Consider the following 21,673-nt stretch of genomic DNA (forward strand, 5'->3'; position numbering starts at 1 on the left):
CCTCAAATAAGTTCAACCAATCTTGCTACAGAATACCGTGCTATGCGCCCATCTGGCAAGGCCGCGCCGCATCGCAGCGCACCCGGCCTGCACCAGCCCCTATTCCGGCCCCTATTCCGGCACCTGTTCGGGCACCTGTTCTGGCGCAACATTTTGCCCGCCGATATGGTTAGCGGCAGCGCCCTTGCGCAACCTGAACAATCGCCCCGCCCGCGCCGTCATAGACCTTGGGACCCAGCCCCTCTAATCCGGCAAGATCAAGCGTCGGATAGCTCCGTTTCTCAACCTCGCCCAGAATGACATAGCGGATTTGAAAGCGGCGGATGATGTCACAGCGCACGCCGGATTGGCGCGTTTCATAGAACCGGCGCACAAGGGCGGCGCGCCCGTTGGCCGCCGCTCCGTCGCCGCGCCAGAGCCATTCGTGCCCGGCCCAGCCGATCACCGTGGGAAGGCCCGTCATCGCCGAGACCCGCGCGGTTTCGCCAAACGCCGCGCCCGAGGCTTCGATGATCGCCTCGCCCGGCGCAAGCGAGAGCCGACCCGCCGCTGTGACCAAGCCACGCTCTGCGCCAAGAAACGCCAAGCCGTCCAGCTGGCGGATCGTCGAGGGCGCGCGGAAGATATGCGGCGCATAGCTGAGCGTGGCCACCATCGGCACCGCCGCCAGCAGCGCCGCAATCAACCAGCCACCGCCACGCGCCACCGCCGGGATCAGCGCGGCAAACCCGCCAACCACCAACAGTGACTGCGCCCGAAAGCTCAGCTTGAACATCGAATTGGCCCGCGCGTAATCAAGTCCATAGATGTCACGCACGATGAGCGTTTCGGGGATCGCAATCAGCAAAAGCGCGGCGGCAAGGATCAACGCGGTCGGCAATTGCGCCCGCGCCCGCACGCCCCCCCACCGCAACGCGATCAGCAACAACAACGCCGCAGGCAGCACATGGCCATAAACGACCGCCAGTTGCCACAGGGGCGTGCGCGCCGGTGCGGCCTCTACCCCGTTGGCAAATGGCGTGAACGCCCCAAGGAACGGTGCCGCACAGAGGGCCCCCACCCCAAGCGCCAGCACCATCGCCGCGCCCAACCGATCAAGACCCGCCTCGGTCTTTTGCACCGCCAGCACCAGCGCGACGATCAAGGCGATCACCCCGAGCACCGCGACATCCCATGCGTTCACCCCCACCAGCAGCCCCAAGAGCCAGCCGAGCGCCGCCGCCTGCACCGGGTCTGGCCCCTGCGCTGGCTCCTGCCCGCCCATGCCGCGCATACCGCCCATACCGCGCCGCAAGATCGCCAGCACAAGCAGCAAGCCAAGCAGGAAAACCGGCGTTGCGATCACATGTGCATGCAGATCGCCAACGGCGAACGCATAGGCCGGGAATTCGGTAAATGCCTTGTCGGCAGTGGCGGGGTCAAAGCCGATGAACCGGGTTGAATCGGGGAAATAGAACATCTCTTTCGTTGTCGGAACAACGCCGCGGAACAACGTATAGAGAACGCTGTGAAAATTGCCGCCATAGAGCGTGACACAGGCGGCGGCAGCCCCCAGCACCTGCGCGATGCGCGCTCCGAACCCCGCCCCCAGCGCAACGGTCAACCGCCACGCGCCCAACCCGGTAAGCGCAAAGAGAATCGCCATAGCGATCTGATAGGCCTCTGCGGCGCTGGCTCCGGCGATATGGGCCCAAGAGGCGACCATGGCCTGTCCGACATAGTAATAATTGATCGTGGCCCCGGCGAACCATGCGTCCTGTGGTGGCATCCAGTCGCTGCGCATCGAGGCCGCCAACAGGCCCATGTCGGTGAATTTCTCCAGACCCGAAAGCTCCGCGTGGCCCAACCGCTGGGCGAGGCCGAACCAAACCAACACGGCAAAGGCGCCAAAGGTCCAAAGCGCGGGTTTGAGCGCTTCGTAGGCTGCTGAAGTGTCCGCTTCGGGTCCGCGTGCCCCTGCCGCACCCACGCCCGCAACCCCGCGCAGGATCAGCAACGCCGCCACCCCGCTGAATGCCGCCGATTTGAACGGGATCAGGCCAAGCGCGGCCACGGCCCATGGCACCCATCCGATCACCACCCAAGCCAACAGAATGGCAACGCACCACCCCGCGCCCCCCGGCACAAGGCGCAGCGCCAAAGGCCGCACCGCCCATGCGCCGAGCGCCAGCACGACACAACCGCGCAGCAATAGCGCCAGTTCCGAGGGAGGCAGGCTTCCGATCATGGGACGCGCCTCCAGCCCGCCGCAAGCGCCTCGGCGTGACAGGCGGCAGGATCGGAGGCGGCGGATATGCGCTGTGCCAACTCTTTTGCGCCAAGCCGGGCCTGATTTTGCAGTAAATACACCTCTGGCCGGTCGAAAACGCGGCGCGTCTCTTCTGCCGCGAGGGTGGGAGCAAAGAGCCTGCCGAACGGGCCGCGCCGATCAAAGGCAGCGACACGCACAAAGCCCAAATCCCCGGACGCCAAAGCGGCGTAATACCCGCAGAGCACCCTTGGGCTTTGCGGATACTGCGGGCGCACGGCCCAGTTGCGTCGGCTTGCAATCATCACCCATTCGACCTGCGACAAGACCTCAGCCAGCGCCTCCGGCGTCACATCACGCTCGCTTAGCGGCAGGTAAAGGCGCGGCTGTTTGCCGGTCTGGGCAAGGTCATGGGGTTCAATCGCAACCGCGTCCTGCGGGCTGGCGCGCGCGCTCAACACCGTCTCGGCGGCAATGCGCGGATCGGTGCGCAGGTAAATCGCCGCTTGGTCCATGCCCGCCATCATCATCGCCCCACCCCCGGCCAGAGCCAGAGCAAGCGCAAAGCGGCTGCGCAGCGGCTGTGCCAACCGCCCCACCGCAACCGCCGCAAGGACAAGCAGGACCGGAAACAGCGGCGCCAGATAGCGAAAGAACCGGGCCTGCCAGCCGACAATGATCACCCCGTAGATCAGCGCAAAAACAAGGGCCGGAGCGGCCAGCCTGCGCCGGTCACGTGGCAAAAGGACCACGCCGAGCACCGCCAGCAAAAGGCCCGCGCCCGTGCTTGCCGACCAAAGCTGGCGCAGCTCAAACAGCCCCGGAACGGCGGCGTGAAACTGTTCGGTCCAATGCACCGGCAAGCGGCCCGTGACCACATCGGATTCAAACGCCATCACGTCCAGCCATTCGCGGGTTGCGGCCCAGACGGACGGCGCACAGGCAAGCCCCACACCCACCGCCACACCGGCCCCCAGCCCCAATGCGCGCACGCGTGCCGCATCCGGCTTGCCCGCCATCACAAACGCCGCCAGCGGGATAAACGCCCCGCTCAGCGCCGCGGTTTTGAGCCCGAAGCCAAGCCCGATAACCGCCCCCGAACATAGCGCCATTTCGCGGGTGCCGATCTCGGCGTCCAGCCATCGAACGGCCAACAGCCAAAGCACGAGCACCACGAGGATCAGCGCGCTTTCCGTCGTGCCAAAATGCGCCCATTGGACAAGCGGCGCCGCCCCGGCAAACAGCGCCGCCCCGGCAAGCCCCGCCGCGCGCGCCGAGACGTCACCGGCAAGTCGGCGCGCCAAAGCCGCCGCCAGCGGGATCGCCGCCACCGCCATCACGGCCGACAGGAACCGCGCCGCAATGGTCAAACACGCCGCATCTCCCGTGTTGCAAAACGGGCGCGACACGATCCGGGGCAGCCACAGCGCAAGATCGTTATAGGCGTGAAACTCAGGGATCAGCCGCCCGTCCACGCCCAGCGTCAGAGCGGCACGCACAAGGTTGCCCTCATCAGGGTGCAAGCCGCGCCCCTGATCCCAGTTCAGCCCGAAAAGACGCAGCGCAGCGCCGCAAAGGATCAGCGCGACAAGCCCGCTGCGATACTGTGCTTGTGTCAGCGTCATTGCCGGCGAAGCCCCGCAAGGGCCAGCACCGGGAACACCAGCAACAGCGTATGCACCAGAGTGTTTTGCACCAACCGCAAGCTTGCCAAAAGCGGCTCGGACCGGGTGTAGTCAGCGATGTAAAACGCGCCGCTGGCGTCGGGCAACACCACCGTGATCGGCGCTTTTGCCGCCGCCAGTCCCAGCGCCGCCACACAGGCCGCCACGCAAAGCGCGACAAGCATCATCGGCACGCCAATCACCAGCCATACAACCCGCCGCGCAACCAGCGACGCGGCGACAATCGCGGGCAACGCCACGGTGAAATGAAACGGTGTGAGCGGGGCGCGAAACAGGCGCAAAGGCTCGGTCCCGGCGACGAAAAACGTGCCGACCGACCATGTGTTCGGGGCGGCTTGGGACGGTGCGATCTCGCCCACGCCCAAGGGCGCAACAGCCGACAGAGCGGCGTTCGCCAACGGGACGAGCCACGCCGAAACGGTTGCGGCCAGCGGCGCCCAGAGCACGCTAAGCACCACGGCGATGGCTACAAACACCGCAAGCGTTCTGGGCATGATCCCGGCGTTTTCCTTGCTGTTTGTAACCAACGCCGCCGCGATCACACAGAGCGACAGCAGCGGAAACACCCAGTCATGCAAAACGCCAAACCCCGCGCCGCCGCGATCAAGCACGCCAGCCAAAAGCACAACCCGCAAGAGGTTGAACGCCTGTATCGCCGCGATCCCGATTGCCAGCCGCTTTGCCCCCCAAACCAAGGCGCGTTCTTGGCCCTGAGCAAGGACCACGACCGCCCCCACAAGCGCCACGACCAGCCCCATTCCGTCGCAGACTTCGCTGACGCGCACCGCCCAGCCACCGGCCAGCGAGCGCAGCTCGACCCCGCTGCGCACAAGGTCGAGCCCGACAATGGACAGGATCGGATCAGCAAGAACCGCGATGCCAAGCGCAACCCCGTCGCCCACGGCCTGTCCGGCGGCGCTCATTTCCAGAGCAAAGCCCAAGCCGACGACAACAAGCGCGCCCGCTATCTGCCACCATGGCAGGCCAAAGGCACGGCGCAAGGGTCAGAACCGGAAGCTATAATTCAAGCGCGCATCAAGACCGGAATAGCTGTCGTTGACGAAATTCGCACCAAGCCCGACATCAAAGAATGACCGCCCCGCGTTGCGCTCGACCCCGATCATGAGGCGCGCCTGACGGTCGGCATGGACCGGCACTGCTGCGCTGGCGCCGTCGTCTCCGGCGATGCGAATCTGTGCTGATAGATCGACATAGGGCCGCATACCCCCGTCGTGCCCCCAAGTGTTGCGCATCGCAAGCGTCGCCGCGAGATGGTCAAAGGTAAAGGGGGCCACCGTCGCGCCGCCGCTCTCGATATAGCCATCGTTGCGTTGGTGGATATAGAGCAGCCCAAAGCCCAGCTTCATATCGCTGCCGCCGATTCCCCGCGTCAGGTAATCCGCCGAAAGGTCGATAAACTGGCGTTTCGCACCGAAACTGCCGGTGAATGCGCCGCTGCCGCGCGACACGTCATAATCCAGCGCCATGCCGCCCAGTATCGCGGTCAGAAAGACCGCATCAGACACGGCATAATCGACCCCGGCAACAAGCCCGAAACCGCTGTGTTCAATCCGCCCGGCATCCAGCGGCGTGCGCAGGTCGCCAAATTCGCCAACAAGCCCGCCGAACAAGGTCATGCCCCCATCCGTGCGCCCGCCGATAAACAGCGTCGCCACATCAAACCGCCCATCCAGCGTGCTGCTGTCGAAGGTCCGGTGATCAAGCGAGAAAGCCAGCGGCACCTGCCCGGTGCCAAACCCAAGCGTGCCTTGTGTCGCCACAATCGGGCCGTTCGATTGCTGGCGCAGAGCATGTACGTTCTGTTTCAGCGACCGCATGACGATGCCGGTGGCAACCTCTGTTATCTCGGGCACATTGGCGCTTGCTGATCCGGGCACATTATAGGCCGCAGCCATCTGTGGAACACCGGCACAGACCACAAGCGCGAGAAGGACTCCGCGAAGGCGAACAAGGAATTTGGTCATCAAAAAGCTCCGGCAACACCGTTAAATCTGGATAGACGATACCACGTAACCCGATTTCTTCAATATTTTTAGACCATTCACCACCACGCCACGCGTCATTGACCGCTCTGCGCCCCTGTCAAAGCGCGACGCAATCGCGCGGCATAGGCGGTTTCGTCAAAGCAGGCGTCGCGGCGAAAAATGCGCACTCTGGGGTGGTCATAAACCCGCCAAGGTTCCTGCGCCCAGCCATCGCCAAGGCGCAAACCCGGCAGGGGATAGCCGCGGTCGATCTCTAGCACTTGGGTGAAACAGGCCGCGCCGCTCTCCAGCGCGGCGTAATGCGCCGCTGTCATCGCAAATCTTTCCGGAAGGCGCGGCATGACACCGGACTGACGGTCCGACGACAGGATAAGAAAGTCGGTCTGCGCCAGCGTATTGGCAAGCTTCGCGGCTTTTTCGGCGCTGTCCGGTTGCTCGATCGCCAATGAGTGAAAGACAAACCAGCCGTCATGCTCGGGCCAGCGGAACCCGTCTTGGGGTGTCAGCCGCACAATGCCGGGCAGCCCTTCGTCCCATGCGCTCTCGTTGGTGAGCCGTGTGCCGCGTGGCAGGGTCCACAGCCAATGCGCGGCGGCGATGCGCGGGTGTTGCCCATCATGCAGCCGGATCGCGCCGCCGCCCCACCACAGCGCCATCAGAACCGTGGCAAATGCGGCGCGCGTGCCCAGCCACGCAACCGCCGGAGCCAGCGCCATTGCCATCGCCCCCAACCCCGGCGCGACATACCGCAGCGCGCTGACCTGACTGACCGCCGTGAGGACCAGAAACGCCGCCAGCGCGATCAGCGGCACAAGCACTGCGCCCCATCTGCGCGGATGGTGCCAAAGCAGCCAGACAAACAGCCCCGACGCCACCGGCCCGGCCCCGAACATCACCACATCGCGCAGCAGCCGTAGCGGCCCATAGCCCGCGATCCATTGCCAGTTCGGCGGGAAATCAGGCGAGGCAGTAAACCCCGCAAGTTCGCGAAAATCGCCCAGCCAATGCGGCGAGAGACCGGTTGCCCAGACCCCGGTTCCGGCAAAGGCAAACGGGTTCGCGAGCCTGAACACCACCATCGCAAAGACCAGCGCGCACCCTCCGGCGAGCATGGCCTGCCAACCGCTCAATCCGCCGCGCCGCCAGCCAAGCAGAAGCGCCACGATCCCCGCCGGAACAAGCAACACGCCGGTGACCTTGCACGCCACGGCCAAGCCGCCAAACGCCCCGGCAGCCGCGCCAGTCATGGCAACCGCCATACCGCCGCCCCACCCCTTGCGCGCGCGCGACCCCGTCGCAAGCGCCAGCATCGGCACCAGCGCCCATGCCACCGCCGCCCCTAGCCAAACATCGACCGTATGAAAATTGGCCAGTTGCAGCACCGTTGGCATCACCGCAAACAGCAGCGCCACGATCAATCCCGCCCGGTTCCCCGCCAACGCCCGCCCGCCAAGGAAAACCGCCAAAATCGCGGCCACATCGACCCATGCCGCGATGCTGCGGGCCAGCGCCAGAAAGGCGAACCAATCTGTCGTGCCGCTGAACCAGCCGATCGCCACAGCAATCAAGAGCGGCGCTTCGCCATAGACCAGAAAACTGCTGCCCGCATGGGGGTTAAGCGGTGATGCCTCCGACAGCCACCAATCGCCCAGCGTAAGCGCGCTATGGGCCGGATCGCGCAGCGCTTCGAACATCGCCATGCTCAGGAACATCATATGGCGCTCGTCCGGGTGGTATCCAGAAAACCCGTCCCAAGCGATCCCGTTCAAGCGCACCCATGCGGCACCGCACAGCAAGGCAAACAAGGCCAGCCCGGTTGCAACCGGTGACTTGTCGAAATGAAACCCCATGTGCTGCGACCCGATCCAAAGACAGGGCCATGAAACCAGACCGCCCCCGCCACGGCAAGCACCGCTGGCAAATGCCCGGTTGGGTGCTCAGCCCCGGCGTGAACCTCGGGCGTGAAACTCAGGCTTCAATATGCAGCGCCGCTGCGGCTTCCATGGCGAGCGGCGCACAGCGGTCGCGGAAATCGCGCTCTTGCCACTCCGACAACGACCCGGCGATGTGAATCGCCGCAAGGGGCCGCCCCTGAGCGCCGCGAATTGCGGTGCCGATCACGATCTCGCCCATCTGCCCTTCTTCGAGCGCAAGCGCATAGCCATCGCTGCGGGCCTGTTTGATCTTGTCCATGATCTCGCCCCGGTCGGTGATTGTCTTGGGCGTAAGCCGGGACAGGTCCGAACGGTCGAGAATGTCTTCGATCTCGCTATCGTCGAGCAATGCCAACATCGCCCGCCCACCCGCCGTGCAGAATGTCGGAATGCGCCGCCCCACAAGCGTGGCGTAAAAGGTTTCGCGTTTGCTCTGAAGGCGGATCGCATAGACGATGCTTGCTCCGTCAAACAGGCTCAAATCCACGCGTTCTCTGGTTTCTTTGCGCAGTTCAATCAACGCAGGGGTGGCGCGCTCGACCAAAGGGTGGGCGCGCAAATACTCAAAACTGCGATCAAGGGCCTTCAGGCCGGGCCGATAGCCCTGACCGCTCTCGCCGCGCTCAAGATAGCCCAGCGCCTCAAGCGTATAGGCGAATCGCTGTGCCGCGCTGCGGTCAATTTCGGCGGCGCGGGCGATCTCGGCAAGGGACAGCGGGCGCGTGGCCTGCCCGACAGCTTCCTGCACCCGCATGGCACGCGCAACGCTTTGCACCATAAGCCGCGGGTCCACTTCGGGCGTCTGCTTTTTCATCATCTGTCCTCTCAACTGGTGGCCGTCAGCATAGATCACTTGACGCGGGCGCTGTCATCTTTGTAGGTATCAATTATATTTCGATGCACTTGCATTGCAATACAATACAAAACGACGCGGACAATTCAACACCTTACCCCATGAGCGACCTACCTTTCCTCGATCTGGGGGATGATCCGACAGAGGCCGGGCTGATGCAGGGGCGCGCGCTTGCTGCGGCTGTCCGCAACAACCTTGAAACCTATTTCGCCCGCTTTGCTCTGGGTGGATCGGATCGCCAGACCGTTCTGGCCGAGGCCGAACGCTGGGCCGCTTACATCGCCAAGGACAACCCGCATTATTTCGCCGAAATGGCCGGAATCGCGCGTGGTGCCGGCCTGTCAGATACGGAACTGGCGGTGCTGAACGCGCGGTATGAGATCACCTATAGCCTCTATTCCCGCGAGGCGGCGGCGATGAACGGCACCGCCGATTTCCCCGAACAAGAAGGCTGCACCCTTTGGGGGGCCATGCCCGAGACAACCAAAAGCGGGGCCTGCATGATTGGCCAGAACTGGGATTGGCTTGAAAAGCTGTTGGGGCAGGTTGTCATCAAACGGGTCACGCGCAACGCCACCCCCGGCACTGGCCGCCCCGATTACATCGGCTTTACCGAAGCCGGTATTGTGGGCTGTAAAATGGGGGTGAACGCCGCCGGAATCGGCCTGTGTATCGCCGGACTTGTGAGCGAGAGCGAGGGCGGTGAACAGCTGCGCAAACCGCTGCATGTGCGCTGTGCCGAAATCCTTGACGCTTGGCGCTTTTCCGAGGCGATCCGCCCGGTGGTTCAGACCGATCGCCTGTGTTCATCGAACTTTATGATCGGCCATGGCGACGGCGAGATCATCAATATCGAAGCAACACAGGACCGCTGCGCGTATCTCTACCCCGATAACGGGGTGATCAGCCATGCCAACCATCTGGAAGTCGAAACCTCGCTGCGTTCGGAATTCGAGCGGATCACCCCCTCGTCCCTGTTCCGGGCCAAACGCGTCAGACGTCACCTCGGGGCGGCACACGGAAATATTGATCTGGAGGTGGTTCACAAGACGATGTCGGATCATTTTTCCTATCCCTCGTCGGTTTGTCTGCACCCCGATCCGGCGCTGCCTGCGGCCAAGCGCAACGCAACGGTGACCAGCGTTGCAATCGACCTGACCAACCGGGTGCTTTGGGCGACAGATGGCCCGCCCTGTCAGGGTGCATTCCAACGATTTGACCTGAGCGGCGCAACGGCGCGCCGCGACCCTGTGGAGGCTTGAGTAATGACGACCCCGAAATGGCGCGACCCTTCCAATCCCGGTGGCGAGATCCTTCCGCCCCATTGGCATATGGCGCCCTATAACCGCTGGTCGTTCCAGCATATGCGCGAAATGACCCCGACAGCGGGCGTGCGCCGAGGACATGGCGGCCTGCGCCACTTTGACCAAGCGCCGCGCGATCTGGGCGGTCTCAGCTTTGAAAGCCGTGGGCGCACCCTGACGATCAACCAATTCCTCGATCAAAGCTGGACCGATGGCTGGCTGGTGCTGCATCAGGGCAAGGTGCTGGAAGAGCGCTACCTGAACGGGATGACACCCGAGCGGCTGCACCTGTCGATGTCGATGGCGAAATCCATTCTCGGCACGGTGGTTGGCATCCTGATCGCCGACGGCAAAATCGACCCGACGGCACAGTTGCCGCACTATTTGCCCGAACTGGGCGAAACCGCCTATCGCGCGGCAACGGTGCAGCATCTGTTGGATATGACCACCGGCGTCACCTTTGATGAAAGCTATGAGGTGCCCGGCTCGCATATGCAAAAGCTGGGCAATGCCTGTGCTTGGGGCGGGCGCGGTGACGCGCCGGGCTGGCCCGAGACGATCTGGCAATTGGTGCTTGAACTGACCGAACAAGAGCGCCCGCACGGTGATCAGTTCCTGTATCGCTCGATCGAGACCGATGTGCTCGGCTTTGTTGTCGAGCGGGTCATGAACCTCCCGCTGGCCGAAATCGTCTCAAACACGCTGTGGCAGCGGATCGGCGCCGAAGAAGACGCCGCCTATACGGTCGATCTTGGCGGTTTTGCTCTGGCCGATGGCGGCTTTAACGCCACTTTGCGCGATTTTGGCCGCTATGCGCAGCTTCTTTGCGATGGTGGCCGTGTGGGCGATCAGCAGGTGGTGCCGACAAGCTGGATCGAAGAAACCCGGTTTGGCAAAGGCGGGCGGTTCGAGGGGATCTATGCCGAGGTCATGCCCGGCGGCGGGTATCACAACAAATTCTGGCAGGTCGACCCGGAACGCGGCACGATCATGTGTCGCGGCATCTACGGACAGTTCATCTATGTCGACCCCGAAGCCGAGCTTGCGGCGGTCAAGCTCTCGACATGGCCAACCCCGCTCGACATGGACGGCGCGCTGGATAGTATCGCCGCCTTTCAGGCGCTTGGCCGGGCTTTGGGCGCGCCATGATCCGCTTTCTGATCAACCGCGCCGCGATGGCGGTGCCGACCCTGTTTCTGGTGTCGGTTGCCGTTTTTCTGATGATGCGCGCGATACCGGGCGATCCGGCGTCGGCCATGCTGGGCGATCTTGCGACGCCCGAAATGGTCGCCCGCCTGAAATCCAGCATGGGGCTCGACCGGTCATTGCCAGTGCAATACGTCGTCTGGATCGGTGACATCCTGAGCGGCGATTTCGGTCGCTCTATCTCGACCGGAGACGAGGTGCTGCCGCTGATGCTGGAACGGTTCCGGCTTTCGGCGGTTATCGTGCTTTTGGCGGTTGGTATCGCGACGCTGTTTGCCGTGCCTCTGGGCATGTTGGCGGCGTGGCGACAAGGCACCCTCTGGGATTTCGGAGCGGTTGCGTTCTCGACATTTTTCCTATCGCTCCCCTCGTTCTGGCTGGGGCTGATGATCTTGCTGACCTTCGGGCTTAACCTTGGCTGGTTGCCGGTGCTTGGAACCGTCGCGATGAGCACGGGAACGCCGCTTATCGTGGCCGTCGCCATGCCGGTGCTGACGCTTTTCCTGATCGAGATGGGCGCGCTTGTGCGCATGACCCGCGCCAGCACAATCGACGTGCTGCGGCAGGAATATATCACCCACGCCCGCGCCAAGGGGCTGAGCGAGCCGGTGGTGATGTTTCGTCACGCCTTTCCCAATGCCTTTGCGCCGACATGGACGCTGATCGGGCTGATCCTTGGGACATTGCTGGGCGGAATTGCGGTGGTTGAAACCGTGTTCACGATCCCGGGTCTGGGGCGGCTGTTGGTGCAGGGCATCTATGCGCGCGACTACCCGGTGGTGCAGGGCTGTATCCTGCTGATCTCGGCGATTTACGTGTTGGTTAATCTGGTGGTCGATATGTTCTATCCGCTGTTCGATCCAAAGGTGGCGCGATGATGCAGAGGCCACCAATAGGGTTTGCCGGCTGGGCCGGACTTGTCGTTGTCGCCGTGCTGGCTGTTGTTGCAATTGGCGGGCCGTGGCTTGCGCCTTACGACCCGGTTGCGCTGGACTTACGGGCGCGGCTTGCGCCGCCGGGCGGGGCGCATCTTCTGGGGGCCGATGAATTTGGCCGCGACCTTCTGAGCCGTCTTATCCTTGGCGCGCGGGTGTCGATCACGGTCGCCCTTCTGACCGTCACGCTGGCGCTTTTGATCGGCGTAAGCCTTGGCATTGTCGCCGGGTATTTTCGCGGCTGGAGCGACCGGATCATCTCGGTTTTCAACGATGCGGCGCTGGCCTTTCCGGGGCTGTTGCTGGCGCTTGGGATCATGGCCGTTGCCGGGGCGTCGGTCACGGCAATGGTGCTGGCGCTTGGCTTTGCCTTTGCGCCGGCCGTGCTCAGGGTGACACGGGCGGCCGTGATGTCGACCCGCGAACGTGAATTCGTCGAAGCCAGTCAGGTCATGGGCAATTCCGAGATCACCACCATGTGGCGGCATGTGCTGCCCAATTGCATCGGGCCGCTCACGGTTCTGGCCACGTCGATGTTCGGCTGGGTCATTCTGGCGGAAAGCGCGCTCAGCTTTCTGGGCCTTGGGGTGCCGCCACCCGAGCCGAGCTGGGGCAATATGCTGGCCGCAGCTCGCCCGTTTATCCAACAGGCGCCATGGCTGATCGTGCTGCCCGGCGTCTGTATCTCGATCACCCTTTTGGGGGTGAACCTTCTGGGCGACGCCCTGCGCGACATGACCGATCCAAGGATGCAACGATGAGCCTTTTGTCTGTCAAAAACCTGTCGGTGCGCGCCGGAATCACCGGCCCGGAGGTGGTGCGCGATCTCAGCTTTGATCTCGAAGCGGGCCGGATGATGGCGCTGGTCGGAGAGAGCGGCTCGGGCAAGACCATGGCGGCGCGCTCGATCCTTGGGCTGATGCCGCAACCGATGCAGATTTCCGGCGGCGAGATCCTGTTCGACGGGACCGACCTTGCCCGCCTTACGCCGCGCAAGCTGGCGCGGTTTCGCGGCGCCCGCATCGGCATGGTGTTCCAAGAGCCGATGACCTCGCTGAACCCAGCGCTCACCATTGGCCGCCAGATGGAAGAGGCCGTGCGCCTGCACCTTGGTCTGTCACGCGCCGAGTGCCGACGCCGGATCATCGACATGCTTGAGCGGATCTGCATTCCGAACCCCGAGGGCTGCCTCACTGCCTATCCGCATGAATTTTCCGGCGGGATGCGCCAGCGCATCATGATCGCTTCGGTCATGCTGACCCGGCCCGATCTGTTGATCGCGGATGAACCAACAACCGCGCTCGACACGTTGGCACAGCATGATGTGCTGAACCTGATGACCGAGCTTGCCCGCGAAAACGGCACGGCTATCCTGTTGATATCACACGACCTTGGCATGGTGTCGCATTATTGCCAAAAGGTCGTGGTGCTCAAGGATGGCGAAGCGGTCGAGCGGGGAAACACCGGCGATGCGCTGGCAAATCCCGCGCATCCCTATACCCAAAAGCTGGTCGATGCCTTGCCGCGCCGGTCGTCGGGCGGCGGGCGCAGCGACGCCCCGCTTGACCCGCTGGTCGAATTGCGCGACGTGCGGATCGCCTATCCCGAACGTGCCGGATTGCTTGGCCGCACCGGTCTCAAAGAGGTGGTGCATGGCGTTGACCTGACGATTGGCGCGGGTGAAACGCTGGCGCTTGTTGGGGCGTCCGGCTCGGGGAAGACAACGATTGGCCGGGCCATTGTCGGGCTGGAGACGCCCACAACCGGCGAAATCCGGCTGCGCGGCAACGCGATGAGCCATCATCTCGCGGCCACGCGCAAGGATGTGCAGATCATCTTTCAAGACCCCTATTCCTCGCTTGATCCGCGCCAGCGGGTGGACGCCATCATCGAAGAACCGCTGCGGCTTGACGCGGGCTCGACCGCGGCCAAACGGCACGCGCGGGTGGGCGATGTGCTCCAAGAGGTTGGCCTCTCGGATGACTTCCTGCGCCGCTTCCCTCACCAGCTTTCGGGCGGTCAGCGACAGCGCGTCGCCATCGCCCGCGCGATCGTGCGCAACCCCGCTTTTGTTGTTGCGGACGAGCCTGTCTCGGCGCTCGACATGACAGTGCAAAAGCAAATTCTCGCCCTGATCCGCACCCTTCAGGACCGCCACGGTTTTGGCTGTCTGTTCGTCAGCCATGATCTGGGCGCGGTCGAACAGGTCGCCGACCGTGTCGCCGTGATCGAGGCGGGGCGCATCGTCGAAACCGGCAGCCGTGACGAGATTTTTGACCGCCCACAGGCCGATTACACCAAACGCCTGCTGGACGCGGCGATGTTGCTTGGGCGCAGTTTCTCTGATGCTCCGCCCCCAAACGCGTGAGGAAAAGCCGATGTTTGCGCCCTCCGCCCACTCCTCCGCCCGCACCCTCCACCGCCGCGCCCCGATGCATGTCGCGCGCGTTGCGACCCGACACCCGCAACAGGAGGCCGATATGGAAACTGCATGATCCGGCGACTGCAAGAAGACCGGACCCAAACACCAAAACGACATTCAACAAGGAGCGAAACAATGAATAAATTGATGACGTTAGGGCTGGCAACCGCGCTGGCTGGAACCCTCGCCATGCCCATGGCCGGCCCGGCAAAAGCCGACGACCCTGTGATGGGTGGCACGCTGAAACTGGCCCGCACCTCTGACCTGCGAAGCCTTGATGGCTCGCGGCAGGACGCAAACACCGACACGGTGCTGAACCACCTTTATGACCCGCTGGTGGCCTATCGCGCCGACCTTACGGTCGGGCCGGTCATGGCCAAAAGCTGGGAGATGACGGACGACGGCAAGACCTGGACCTTCACCCTGCGTGAGGGCGCAACCTATCACGACGGCTCGCCGGTCAAGGCCGCCGATTTTGTCTGGCTCTGGGAGCGGTATCAAACCAGCGGCGAGCGCACCGGCACGCCTTGGCTCTGTGCGCCGGTTTTTGACGGTTCAGGCAGCCTCAAGGTGAACGCCGTCACGGCGCCCGATGATCAAACGCTTGTGTTTGAACTGGACGCGCCAAACCCGCTCTTTCTGGTGCGGCTCGCGGATCAGATTTGCCATATCATGGCGATCTCGCCCAATAACGTAGACAAAGACGGTAAATGGATCGAAGGCAGCGCCATCGGTTCCGGGCCGTTCAAGCTCAAAGAATGGAAGAAAGAGCAGTATCTCGCGCTTGAGAAATTCGCAGAGTATAGCCCGGTCGACGCCCCTGCGAGCGGCTATGCCGGCAACCGGACGGCCTATGTCGACGAGGTGCACTTCGTCGTGGTCCCCGATGCGAACGCCGCCGAAACGGCGCTTTTCGCAGGCCAGCTTGATGTCGTGTCCCAGCTTCAGCCCGACCGGATCGAGGACGTCAAAGCCAAAGGCGGCACCGTGCTTTCGGCGCCGGGCCTGTCGTTGACGGCGGTTCTGCTTCAAACCCAAGACCCGCTTTTGTCCGATGTCCGGCTGCGCCGCGCAATCGCCCATGCCATTGATCTTGAACAACTAACCGAGATCAAGACCGCCGGTTTGACCCAGCCGAACCCATCGGGCGTGCCGCTGTCTTCGGCAATTTATGGTGATGCGTTCAAGGTCTGGCCTGCCTACGATCTAGAGAAATCTCGTGCCCTCTTGGCCGAGGCTGGCTATAATGGCGAAGAGATCACCATCGAAGCGAACAAGCACTATGTCGGCATGTATGACAACGCCGTTTTGTTGCAAGCCATGCTTTCAGCGGCAGGGATCAATGCCAAGATCGAGGTGCTCGACTGGGCAGCCCAGCTTGATAACTTCTTCTCGGGCAAGTTCCAGATTTCATCATTTGGCTATTCGCAGCGGACCCATCCAGTGGTTATTTACGGCATGCTGATGGGCGACAAGGAACTCTACCCGACCGCCCAATGGGACGATGACGCCGCCAGCGCGCTCTATGACAAGATCGCCGCCGAGCCTGACGCCGACGCACGCGCCAAGATGCTGGCCGAGCTTCAGAAAATGATGGCCGATCAGGTTCCGATCCTGCCGCTCTACTATGCGCCGGTGATCGAAATCGTGTCGCCCAAGGTCAAAGGCTATAGCGCCTGGTCGCTCGGACAGCCCCGCGCTTGGGGGGTCTGGAAGACCGAATAACGCCAATAACATGGGCGGGGGCGCGACACACGGCGCCCCCGCCCTCGCATTGCCCGCCAAAGTAATAACTGACGAGGACACCATGAAATTCATCGAAACCATTGAAGAATTGCGCCAGATTTATGGTGAGCCGGGAGAGAGGGCGGTCAAGAAACAGCTGAACTATATCGACGCGCATAGCGCGCGTTTTTTGTCGCTCTCGCCTTTTGCGTTGATCGCGTCACAGGACCTCGACGGGAATGGGGATGTCACCCCAAAGGGCGACGCCCCCGGCTTTGTGCGTATGCTTGACAAGCACACGCTGGCCCTGCCCGACCGGCCCGGCAACAATCGTCTCGACAGTTGGCAGAACCTGCTCGCCAATCCGGCCGTCGGGATGCTGTTCATGATCCCCGGCATGGACGAGACTTTGCGCATAAACGGCACCGCCAAGCTTACCGCTGACCCCGAGCTTTGCGAAGAGCTGGGAATGAACGGCCGCCCCGCGCGCGCGGTTATGGTGGTGAAGGTCCACGAGGTTTACATGCATTGCGCCAAGGCGTTTATCCGCTCGAAACTCTGGCACCCGACAAGCTGGCCCGACCGGGGCGAGATGCCCACGCTCGGTGAAATTCTCCACGATCAGGTCGCCTCTCATGAAGCCGCCGAATCGATCGACCAGACCCTCGAACAAGCCTATCGCGACAGGCTCTGGTAAGCGGGCACAGCAGGTCTGCGCGCAGGTTATTTCACCACGCGCCAACGCCGCACACCGCAGAATTGCATGCTAAAAACACAACAACCGCCATGATCAAGCCGCCCCAATTCGGGGCGCTTTTTCATGTCGGCGATTGTTTGGATATTTGGTTGCGGGGGCAGGATTTGAACCTGCGACCTTCAGGTTATGAGCCTGACGAGCTACCGGGCTGCTCCACCCCGCGCCAAGTTCGGTTGTGTTACCCCAAGCCCAGCGGAGCCGCAAGGGGGGCTGTCATAAAGACTTCACTTTTTTCGCGCCCCGCCCCGGCTCCCCTGCGGCAACAGCCCATCGTTAGGGTAACGCACTGGAATTATTTCGAATTTGATGCGAGCGTTAGAACTGGTCAGCGAACCACGGCGGCAGGCTCGCGCGGAGCGGCTCATACCGTTTGGTCAGAAACTTATGGACGCGCCCGCGCCGCACCCTGAGCCGTTCCAGCTCGACAGCAACGGTGCTCAGCATCTCGCCCCACTCGACCTCCCGCGCAAGGCGGAAACCGCGAAACGCCTGCCGCGTGACCTTGTCGGCCTTGCGCCATGTGGCGAACGGTTTGCCCTCTTCGCGAAAGCTCTGCTCATCGGGAATCGCCCCGTCAGAGATATCCATCCGCGCGGCATTGCGCCGCCGAAGCTCTTCCAGATTGGCAAAGCGCAGATGCAAAAGCGCCAGATCACCGCAGTATTTTGCGGGTTCGTCCATCATCCCGTGCGCGCCAGGGAAAAACTCGACCGGGCGCATGGCGATGCCCGACTTGCTGTAAAACGGATTGAACATCGCACCGGCCATAAGCGGCGCAATCCGCTCCGCGCGATCGACGTTTGCCGCGTCGCTTTTCTGTGGGAAAAGCTCAAACCCCGGCACCGCACGCGGCGCATCGCAATCAAACCGCTCGATCACACTTACAAGGCTGTCGCCCTCGTTTACCGGGATCAGTAGCTCGTCAACATCAAGACAGATCACCGCGTCATGATAGCGCGTCAAAGCCGAGGTATAGGACGACAAAAACCCCCAGCGTCGAGTGTCGAAGTTGAGGTCATTGGGGTCGCGCGGCATTTCGATCAGGTTCGCATTGCCCACGATCTCGCGCAGGCTATCGTCCCGCCCGTGGCTCACCACATAGAGGTTCCGCTCCCCCACAAGCGGCGCGTAATACGACATCCATCGGCGCAAAAACCAGTTGTCGTTCCACACCATCGTTACGACGGCAATGCTCATGTCTTCTATCCTGCCCGCCTTGAGCTTTCTCTCGGCTTTTTCGCAAAACTCTCTTGTTCAGCGGCCAGCGTCAACGCTCCGATCCCGCTCCGCAGGTCAGTGTTACCAGCAAGACTCAGCATTGCGTCCCGCCACAGCGGGTTGAGGGGACAAGAACGCGCCCACTGCCGCCTGCGGGTCGGAGCAAAACGCGATGAAGCCGGCCCCATCATCCAAGGGCCGGTTTTCCAATTAATACATATTTTTTCAATGCGTTACTCGAAATTCGCGTCGATATGATCGGCAACACCTGCGGCGCTTGCCATTTCATACATCGCCTTGGCGTCGATCACCCCGGCGATTGATCCATCCTCCTCAAACCCGAGCAACGGCCCGTGCAGCACAGCAAACATGATGCACCCATCGGGCGACACCGGCTGATGAATCGCTCCGCCATGTTCGCAAATATAGTCACCCTTTTTGCCCGCATCATCGTCATAGGCAAATCCACCCTTAAGGATCACGCCCTCAACCGCGCCGATATGGCCGTGCGGCGGCGCTTCGTTGCCCGGGTCAACCTTGAGAAACAAGGTAAACCCGCCCGACCGCACATCAACCGTCATCAGTTTATAGTGCGTCCCCGGCAAAACCCACGGCGTCCACGGCAGGCTCTCGGGGTCAAGAAAGGATGGTTTCGCGTGTTTGGTCACCGCAATCGCCGCGGCGGTATTGGCTGTTTGATCGCTCATGTCTGGCTCCTCCAATAGACTGGTCAGAGCCTGCCTGTAGATTTGCCGCCTTGCGCGGACGCATTTGCCCGATTTGGACAAAATTGCTACGATCTTTGACAGGAGGAGCCACCAATGACAGAGCCGACACCCGAACTTGTCGGGCGCATGCGCGAGAGCTGGCAAATAAATGCGCTCGGCGAATTTTCGGCGCAAAACGGCGTGTGCGGCGTTCAATGGGCGCATGGGCAGAATGACGAGCGCGAATTGGTGCAGAATTTGCCGCCAGATGTGCTGATCCTGTCGCATCATCAGTCGCGCGTCGCCTGTCCTGACCTACGGCTCGACGGGTCGCGGATTTTTTCTGGCGATCTCGCGCCGCAAACCTGGATGATCGTCTCGTCGAACACCGGTCCACGCGCGATCACCTCCGGCCCGTTCCAACTTTTGCACGTCTATCTGCCGCTCAAAGTGCTTCAGGACAGTTTCGACGCCTATGGGCTGCACGTCGATGTCCCGACCCTCACCAGTTTCATGACAGGAACAACGCGGAAATCTTCGATCATCGCAACGACAAGCCGCTTGGTTGAACAAATGGCGAGGCCGCGAGAGACACATCAAATGTCGATCGACGCGCTGGCCGGGTGCTTGATCTCGGATCTGGCGGCGCTTTGGATGGCGAAACCGGTGCAAAGCAACGAGGTGCTGACCGCTTTCGTTCAAAAACGCGTGTTCGATTTCATTCACGAGACGTTGGATCAACGCATAACGCTCGATATGCTCGCAACAGTCGCGGGGTTGAGCCGCTCACATTTCTGTCGCGCGTTCCGAAATTCCACCGGCTTCACGCCGATGCAGGCGATTGAGGTCGAACGCATGACGCGCGCCCGCGATCGCATCAGCAAAACACAGCTTTCCATCACCGAAATCGCGCATTCTTTGGGCTATAATGACAGCAGCCATTTCTCTCGCGCGTTCCGGCGGTGTCACGGAGTGGCGCCAAATGCGCTGCGCAAGGGTCTGCGCGGCAATGCCAGAGGCGAAACGCAATAAAACACGCCGAATCGTGTCACTTACCGCTGAATTTTGGCTAAATCATCGACAGAGAGATACCAATCGGAGCCGGCAAGCTCCGTTCAAAGGACTTTTTAGGTTTGGCGGTGACCTACTCTCCCACGTCTTAAGACGCAGTACCATCGGCGCTACAGCACTTAACGGCCAGGTTCGGGATGGGGCTGGGTGTTTTGCTTGCGCTATGACCACCAAACCGAAAAAATCCTTTGAATTCCAAGTCTCATACGACTGTTTGAAGTGTATGCTTTTGATTTATCTAGCAGAAATCTGGCTTCTACTGGATCAAATCAAGCCTATCGGACGATTAGTACCAGTCAACTGAACGTGTTACCACGCTTACATCTCTGGCCTATTGACGAGGTGGTCTACCTCGGTCCTCAGGGATACCTTGTTTTGAGGGGGGCTTCCCGCTTAGATGCCTTCAGCGGTTATCCTGTCCGATCATAGCTACCCAGCACTGCTCCTGGCGGAACAACTGGTACACCAGTGGATCGTTCACCCCGGTCCTCTCGTACTAGGGGCAACTCCTCTCAAGTATCCTACACCCACGGCAGATAGGGACCGAACTGTCTCACGACGTTCTAAACCCAGCTCACGTACCTCTTTAAACGGCGAACAGCCGTACCCTTGGGACCTGCTCCAGCCCCAGGATGAGATGAGCCGACATCGAGGTGCCAAACACTGCCGTCGATATGGACTCTTGGGCAGTATCAGCCTGTTATCCCCGGCGTACCTTTTATCCGTTGAGCGATGGCCCTTCCACTCGGGACCACCGGATCACTATGGCCGTCTTTCGACTCTGCTCGACTTGTCAGTCTCGCAGTCAGGCTGGCTTCTGCCATTGCACTCAACGAGCGATTTCCGACCGCTCTGAGCCAACCTTCGCGCGCCTCCGTTACGCTTTAGGAGGCGACCGCCCCAGTCAAACTACCCGCCACACAGGTCCCGGATCCGGATAACGGACCGCGGTTAGACATCAAGCAGAGCAAGGGTGGTATCTCAAGGGTGGCTCCACGCAAACTGGCGTTCACGTTTCAAAGCCCACCACCTATCCTGCACATGCTCGGCCTAATGCCAATGTGAAGCTGTAGTAAAGGTGCACGGGGTCTTTCCGTCTAACCGCGGGAAGCCTGCATCTTGACAGGCAATTCAATTTCGCTGAGTCTCATGTTGGAGACAGCGGGGAAGTCGTTACGCCATTCGTGCAGGTCGGAACTTACCCGACAAGGAATTTCGCTACCTTAGGACCGTTATAGTTACGGCCGCCGTTTACCTGGGCTTCAATTCAGAGCTCTCACTCCTCCTTTTAACCTTCAGGCACCGGGCAGGCGTCAGACCCTATACGTCGTCTTGCGACTTCGCAGAGCCCTGTGTTTTTAGTAAACAGTCGCCACCCCCTGGTTTGTGCCCCCAGTCAATACTTGCGTAGAAACTGGGCCTCCTTCTCGCGAACTTACGGAGGTATTTTGCCGAGTTCCTTCAACATAGTTCTCTCAAGCGCCTTGGTATTCTCTACCAGTCCACCTGTGTCGGTTTAGGGTACGATCTTATAGGAGGGCTATTTCCAGGAACCAATTAGCAGCCCATTCAATCCAATAAGGATGAACTACCTTCATGATC

16 protein-coding genes, 1 tRNA gene and 2 rRNA genes (1 of these 19 running past the window's edge) are annotated in these 21,673 nt (G+C 61.7%); 8 read left to right on the forward strand and 11 right to left on the reverse strand.

Annotated features, from left to right (window positions below; genetic code table 11):
- Positions 1-169: 169 nt before the first annotated feature.
- The 6 genes from N4R57_18140 to N4R57_18165 form a co-directional block, all read right to left on the reverse strand.
- On the reverse strand, positions 170-2,227 hold the full coding sequence (locus N4R57_18140; GenBank protein UYV36882.1) for a DUF2298 domain-containing protein: 2,058 nt from the start codon (positions 2,225-2,227) through the stop codon (positions 170-172).
- Positions 2,224-3,873, reverse strand: coding sequence for a hypothetical protein (locus tag N4R57_18145; GenBank protein UYV36883.1), 1,650 nt, complete (start codon positions 3,871-3,873; stop codon positions 2,224-2,226). The genes N4R57_18140 and N4R57_18145 overlap by 4 nt, the downstream gene beginning before the upstream one ends.
- Positions 3,870-4,934 (reverse strand): hypothetical protein, encoded by a 1,065-nt coding sequence (locus tag N4R57_18150; GenBank protein UYV36884.1) that lies wholly within the window; start codon positions 4,932-4,934, stop codon positions 3,870-3,872. The genes N4R57_18145 and N4R57_18150 overlap by 4 nt, the downstream gene beginning before the upstream one ends.
- Before the next feature lie 3 nt (positions 4,935-4,937).
- A complete protein-coding gene (locus N4R57_18155) occupies positions 4,938-5,918 on the reverse strand; it encodes an autotransporter outer membrane beta-barrel domain-containing protein (GenBank protein ID UYV36885.1) in 981 nt (326 codons plus the stop codon).
- A gap of 95 nt (positions 5,919-6,013) precedes the next feature.
- Complete coding sequence (locus tag N4R57_18160) at positions 6,014-7,789, reverse strand: hypothetical protein (GenBank protein ID UYV36886.1); 1,776 nt, start codon at positions 7,787-7,789, stop codon at positions 6,014-6,016.
- A 118-nt stretch (positions 7,790-7,907) separates the two neighbouring features.
- A complete protein-coding gene (locus N4R57_18165; GenBank protein ID UYV36887.1) occupies positions 7,908-8,687 on the reverse strand; it encodes a helix-turn-helix domain-containing protein in 780 nt (259 codons plus the stop codon).
- 140 nt (positions 8,688-8,827) lie between these two features.
- On the opposite strand from N4R57_18165, the gene N4R57_18170 reads away from it, so the two are divergent.
- From N4R57_18170 to N4R57_18200, 7 genes are all read left to right on the forward strand, one after another.
- Complete coding sequence (locus tag N4R57_18170; GenBank protein ID UYV36888.1) at positions 8,828-9,988, forward strand: C45 family peptidase; 1,161 nt, start codon at positions 8,828-8,830, stop codon at positions 9,986-9,988.
- A gap of 3 nt (positions 9,989-9,991) precedes the next feature.
- On the forward strand, positions 9,992-11,179 hold the full coding sequence (locus tag N4R57_18175) for a beta-lactamase family protein (GenBank protein UYV36889.1): 1,188 nt from the start codon (positions 9,992-9,994) through the stop codon (positions 11,177-11,179).
- Positions 11,176-12,114, forward strand: a complete 939-nt coding sequence (locus N4R57_18180) for an ABC transporter permease (GenBank protein UYV36890.1) — start codon at positions 11,176-11,178, stop codon at positions 12,112-12,114. The genes N4R57_18175 and N4R57_18180 overlap by 4 nt, the downstream gene beginning before the upstream one ends.
- Positions 12,111-12,932 (forward strand): ABC transporter permease, encoded by an 822-nt coding sequence (locus tag N4R57_18185; protein ID UYV36891.1) that lies wholly within the window; start codon positions 12,111-12,113, stop codon positions 12,930-12,932. The genes N4R57_18180 and N4R57_18185 overlap by 4 nt, the downstream gene beginning before the upstream one ends.
- Positions 12,929-14,539 (forward strand): ABC transporter ATP-binding protein, encoded by a 1,611-nt coding sequence (locus N4R57_18190; GenBank protein UYV36892.1) that lies wholly within the window; start codon positions 12,929-12,931, stop codon positions 14,537-14,539. The genes N4R57_18185 and N4R57_18190 overlap by 4 nt, the downstream gene beginning before the upstream one ends.
- 189 nt (positions 14,540-14,728) lie before the next feature.
- Positions 14,729-16,318: an ABC transporter substrate-binding protein gene (locus N4R57_18195; GenBank protein ID UYV36893.1), complete on the forward strand. Its 1,590-nt coding sequence runs from the start codon at positions 14,729-14,731 to the stop codon at positions 16,316-16,318.
- 82 nt (positions 16,319-16,400) lie between these two features.
- On the forward strand, positions 16,401-17,015 hold the full coding sequence (locus N4R57_18200) for a pyridoxamine 5'-phosphate oxidase family protein (GenBank protein UYV36894.1): 615 nt from the start codon (positions 16,401-16,403) through the stop codon (positions 17,013-17,015).
- Positions 17,016-17,161: 146 nt separating this feature from the next.
- On the opposite strand, the gene N4R57_18205 is transcribed toward N4R57_18200, so the two are convergent.
- The 3 genes from N4R57_18205 to N4R57_18215 all read right to left on the reverse strand — a co-directional run bounded on the left by N4R57_18205 (position 17,162) and on the right by N4R57_18215 (position 19,000).
- Positions 17,162-17,238 (reverse strand) — tRNA-Met (locus N4R57_18205).
- 152 nt (positions 17,239-17,390) lie between these two features.
- Positions 17,391-18,272: a hypothetical protein gene (locus tag N4R57_18210; GenBank protein ID UYV36895.1), complete on the reverse strand. Its 882-nt coding sequence runs from the start codon at positions 18,270-18,272 to the stop codon at positions 17,391-17,393.
- A gap of 254 nt (positions 18,273-18,526) precedes the next feature.
- Positions 18,527-19,000 carry a 2,4'-dihydroxyacetophenone dioxygenase family protein gene (locus tag N4R57_18215; protein ID UYV36896.1) on the reverse strand — a complete coding sequence of 158 codons (474 nt, stop codon included), beginning with the start codon at positions 18,998-19,000 and terminating at the stop codon, positions 18,527-18,529.
- 114 nt (positions 19,001-19,114) lie between these two features.
- Here N4R57_18215 and N4R57_18220 point away from each other — a divergent pair, with 114 nt between their 5' ends.
- Positions 19,115-20,032, forward strand: coding sequence for an AraC family transcriptional regulator (locus N4R57_18220; GenBank protein ID UYV36897.1), 918 nt, complete (start codon positions 19,115-19,117; stop codon positions 20,030-20,032).
- Between the two features lie 99 nt (positions 20,033-20,131).
- Here N4R57_18220 and rrf read toward each other — a convergent pair.
- A 5S ribosomal RNA gene (rrf, locus tag N4R57_18225) occupies positions 20,132-20,246 on the reverse strand.
- 90 nt (positions 20,247-20,336) lie between these two features.
- Positions 20,337-21,673, reverse strand: a 23S ribosomal RNA gene (locus N4R57_18230) (it continues 2,103 nt past the right edge of the window).

The organism is Rhodobacteraceae bacterium D3-12 (assembly GCA_025916135.1).
GTDB lineage: Bacteria > Pseudomonadota > Alphaproteobacteria > Rhodobacterales > Rhodobacteraceae > JAKGBX01.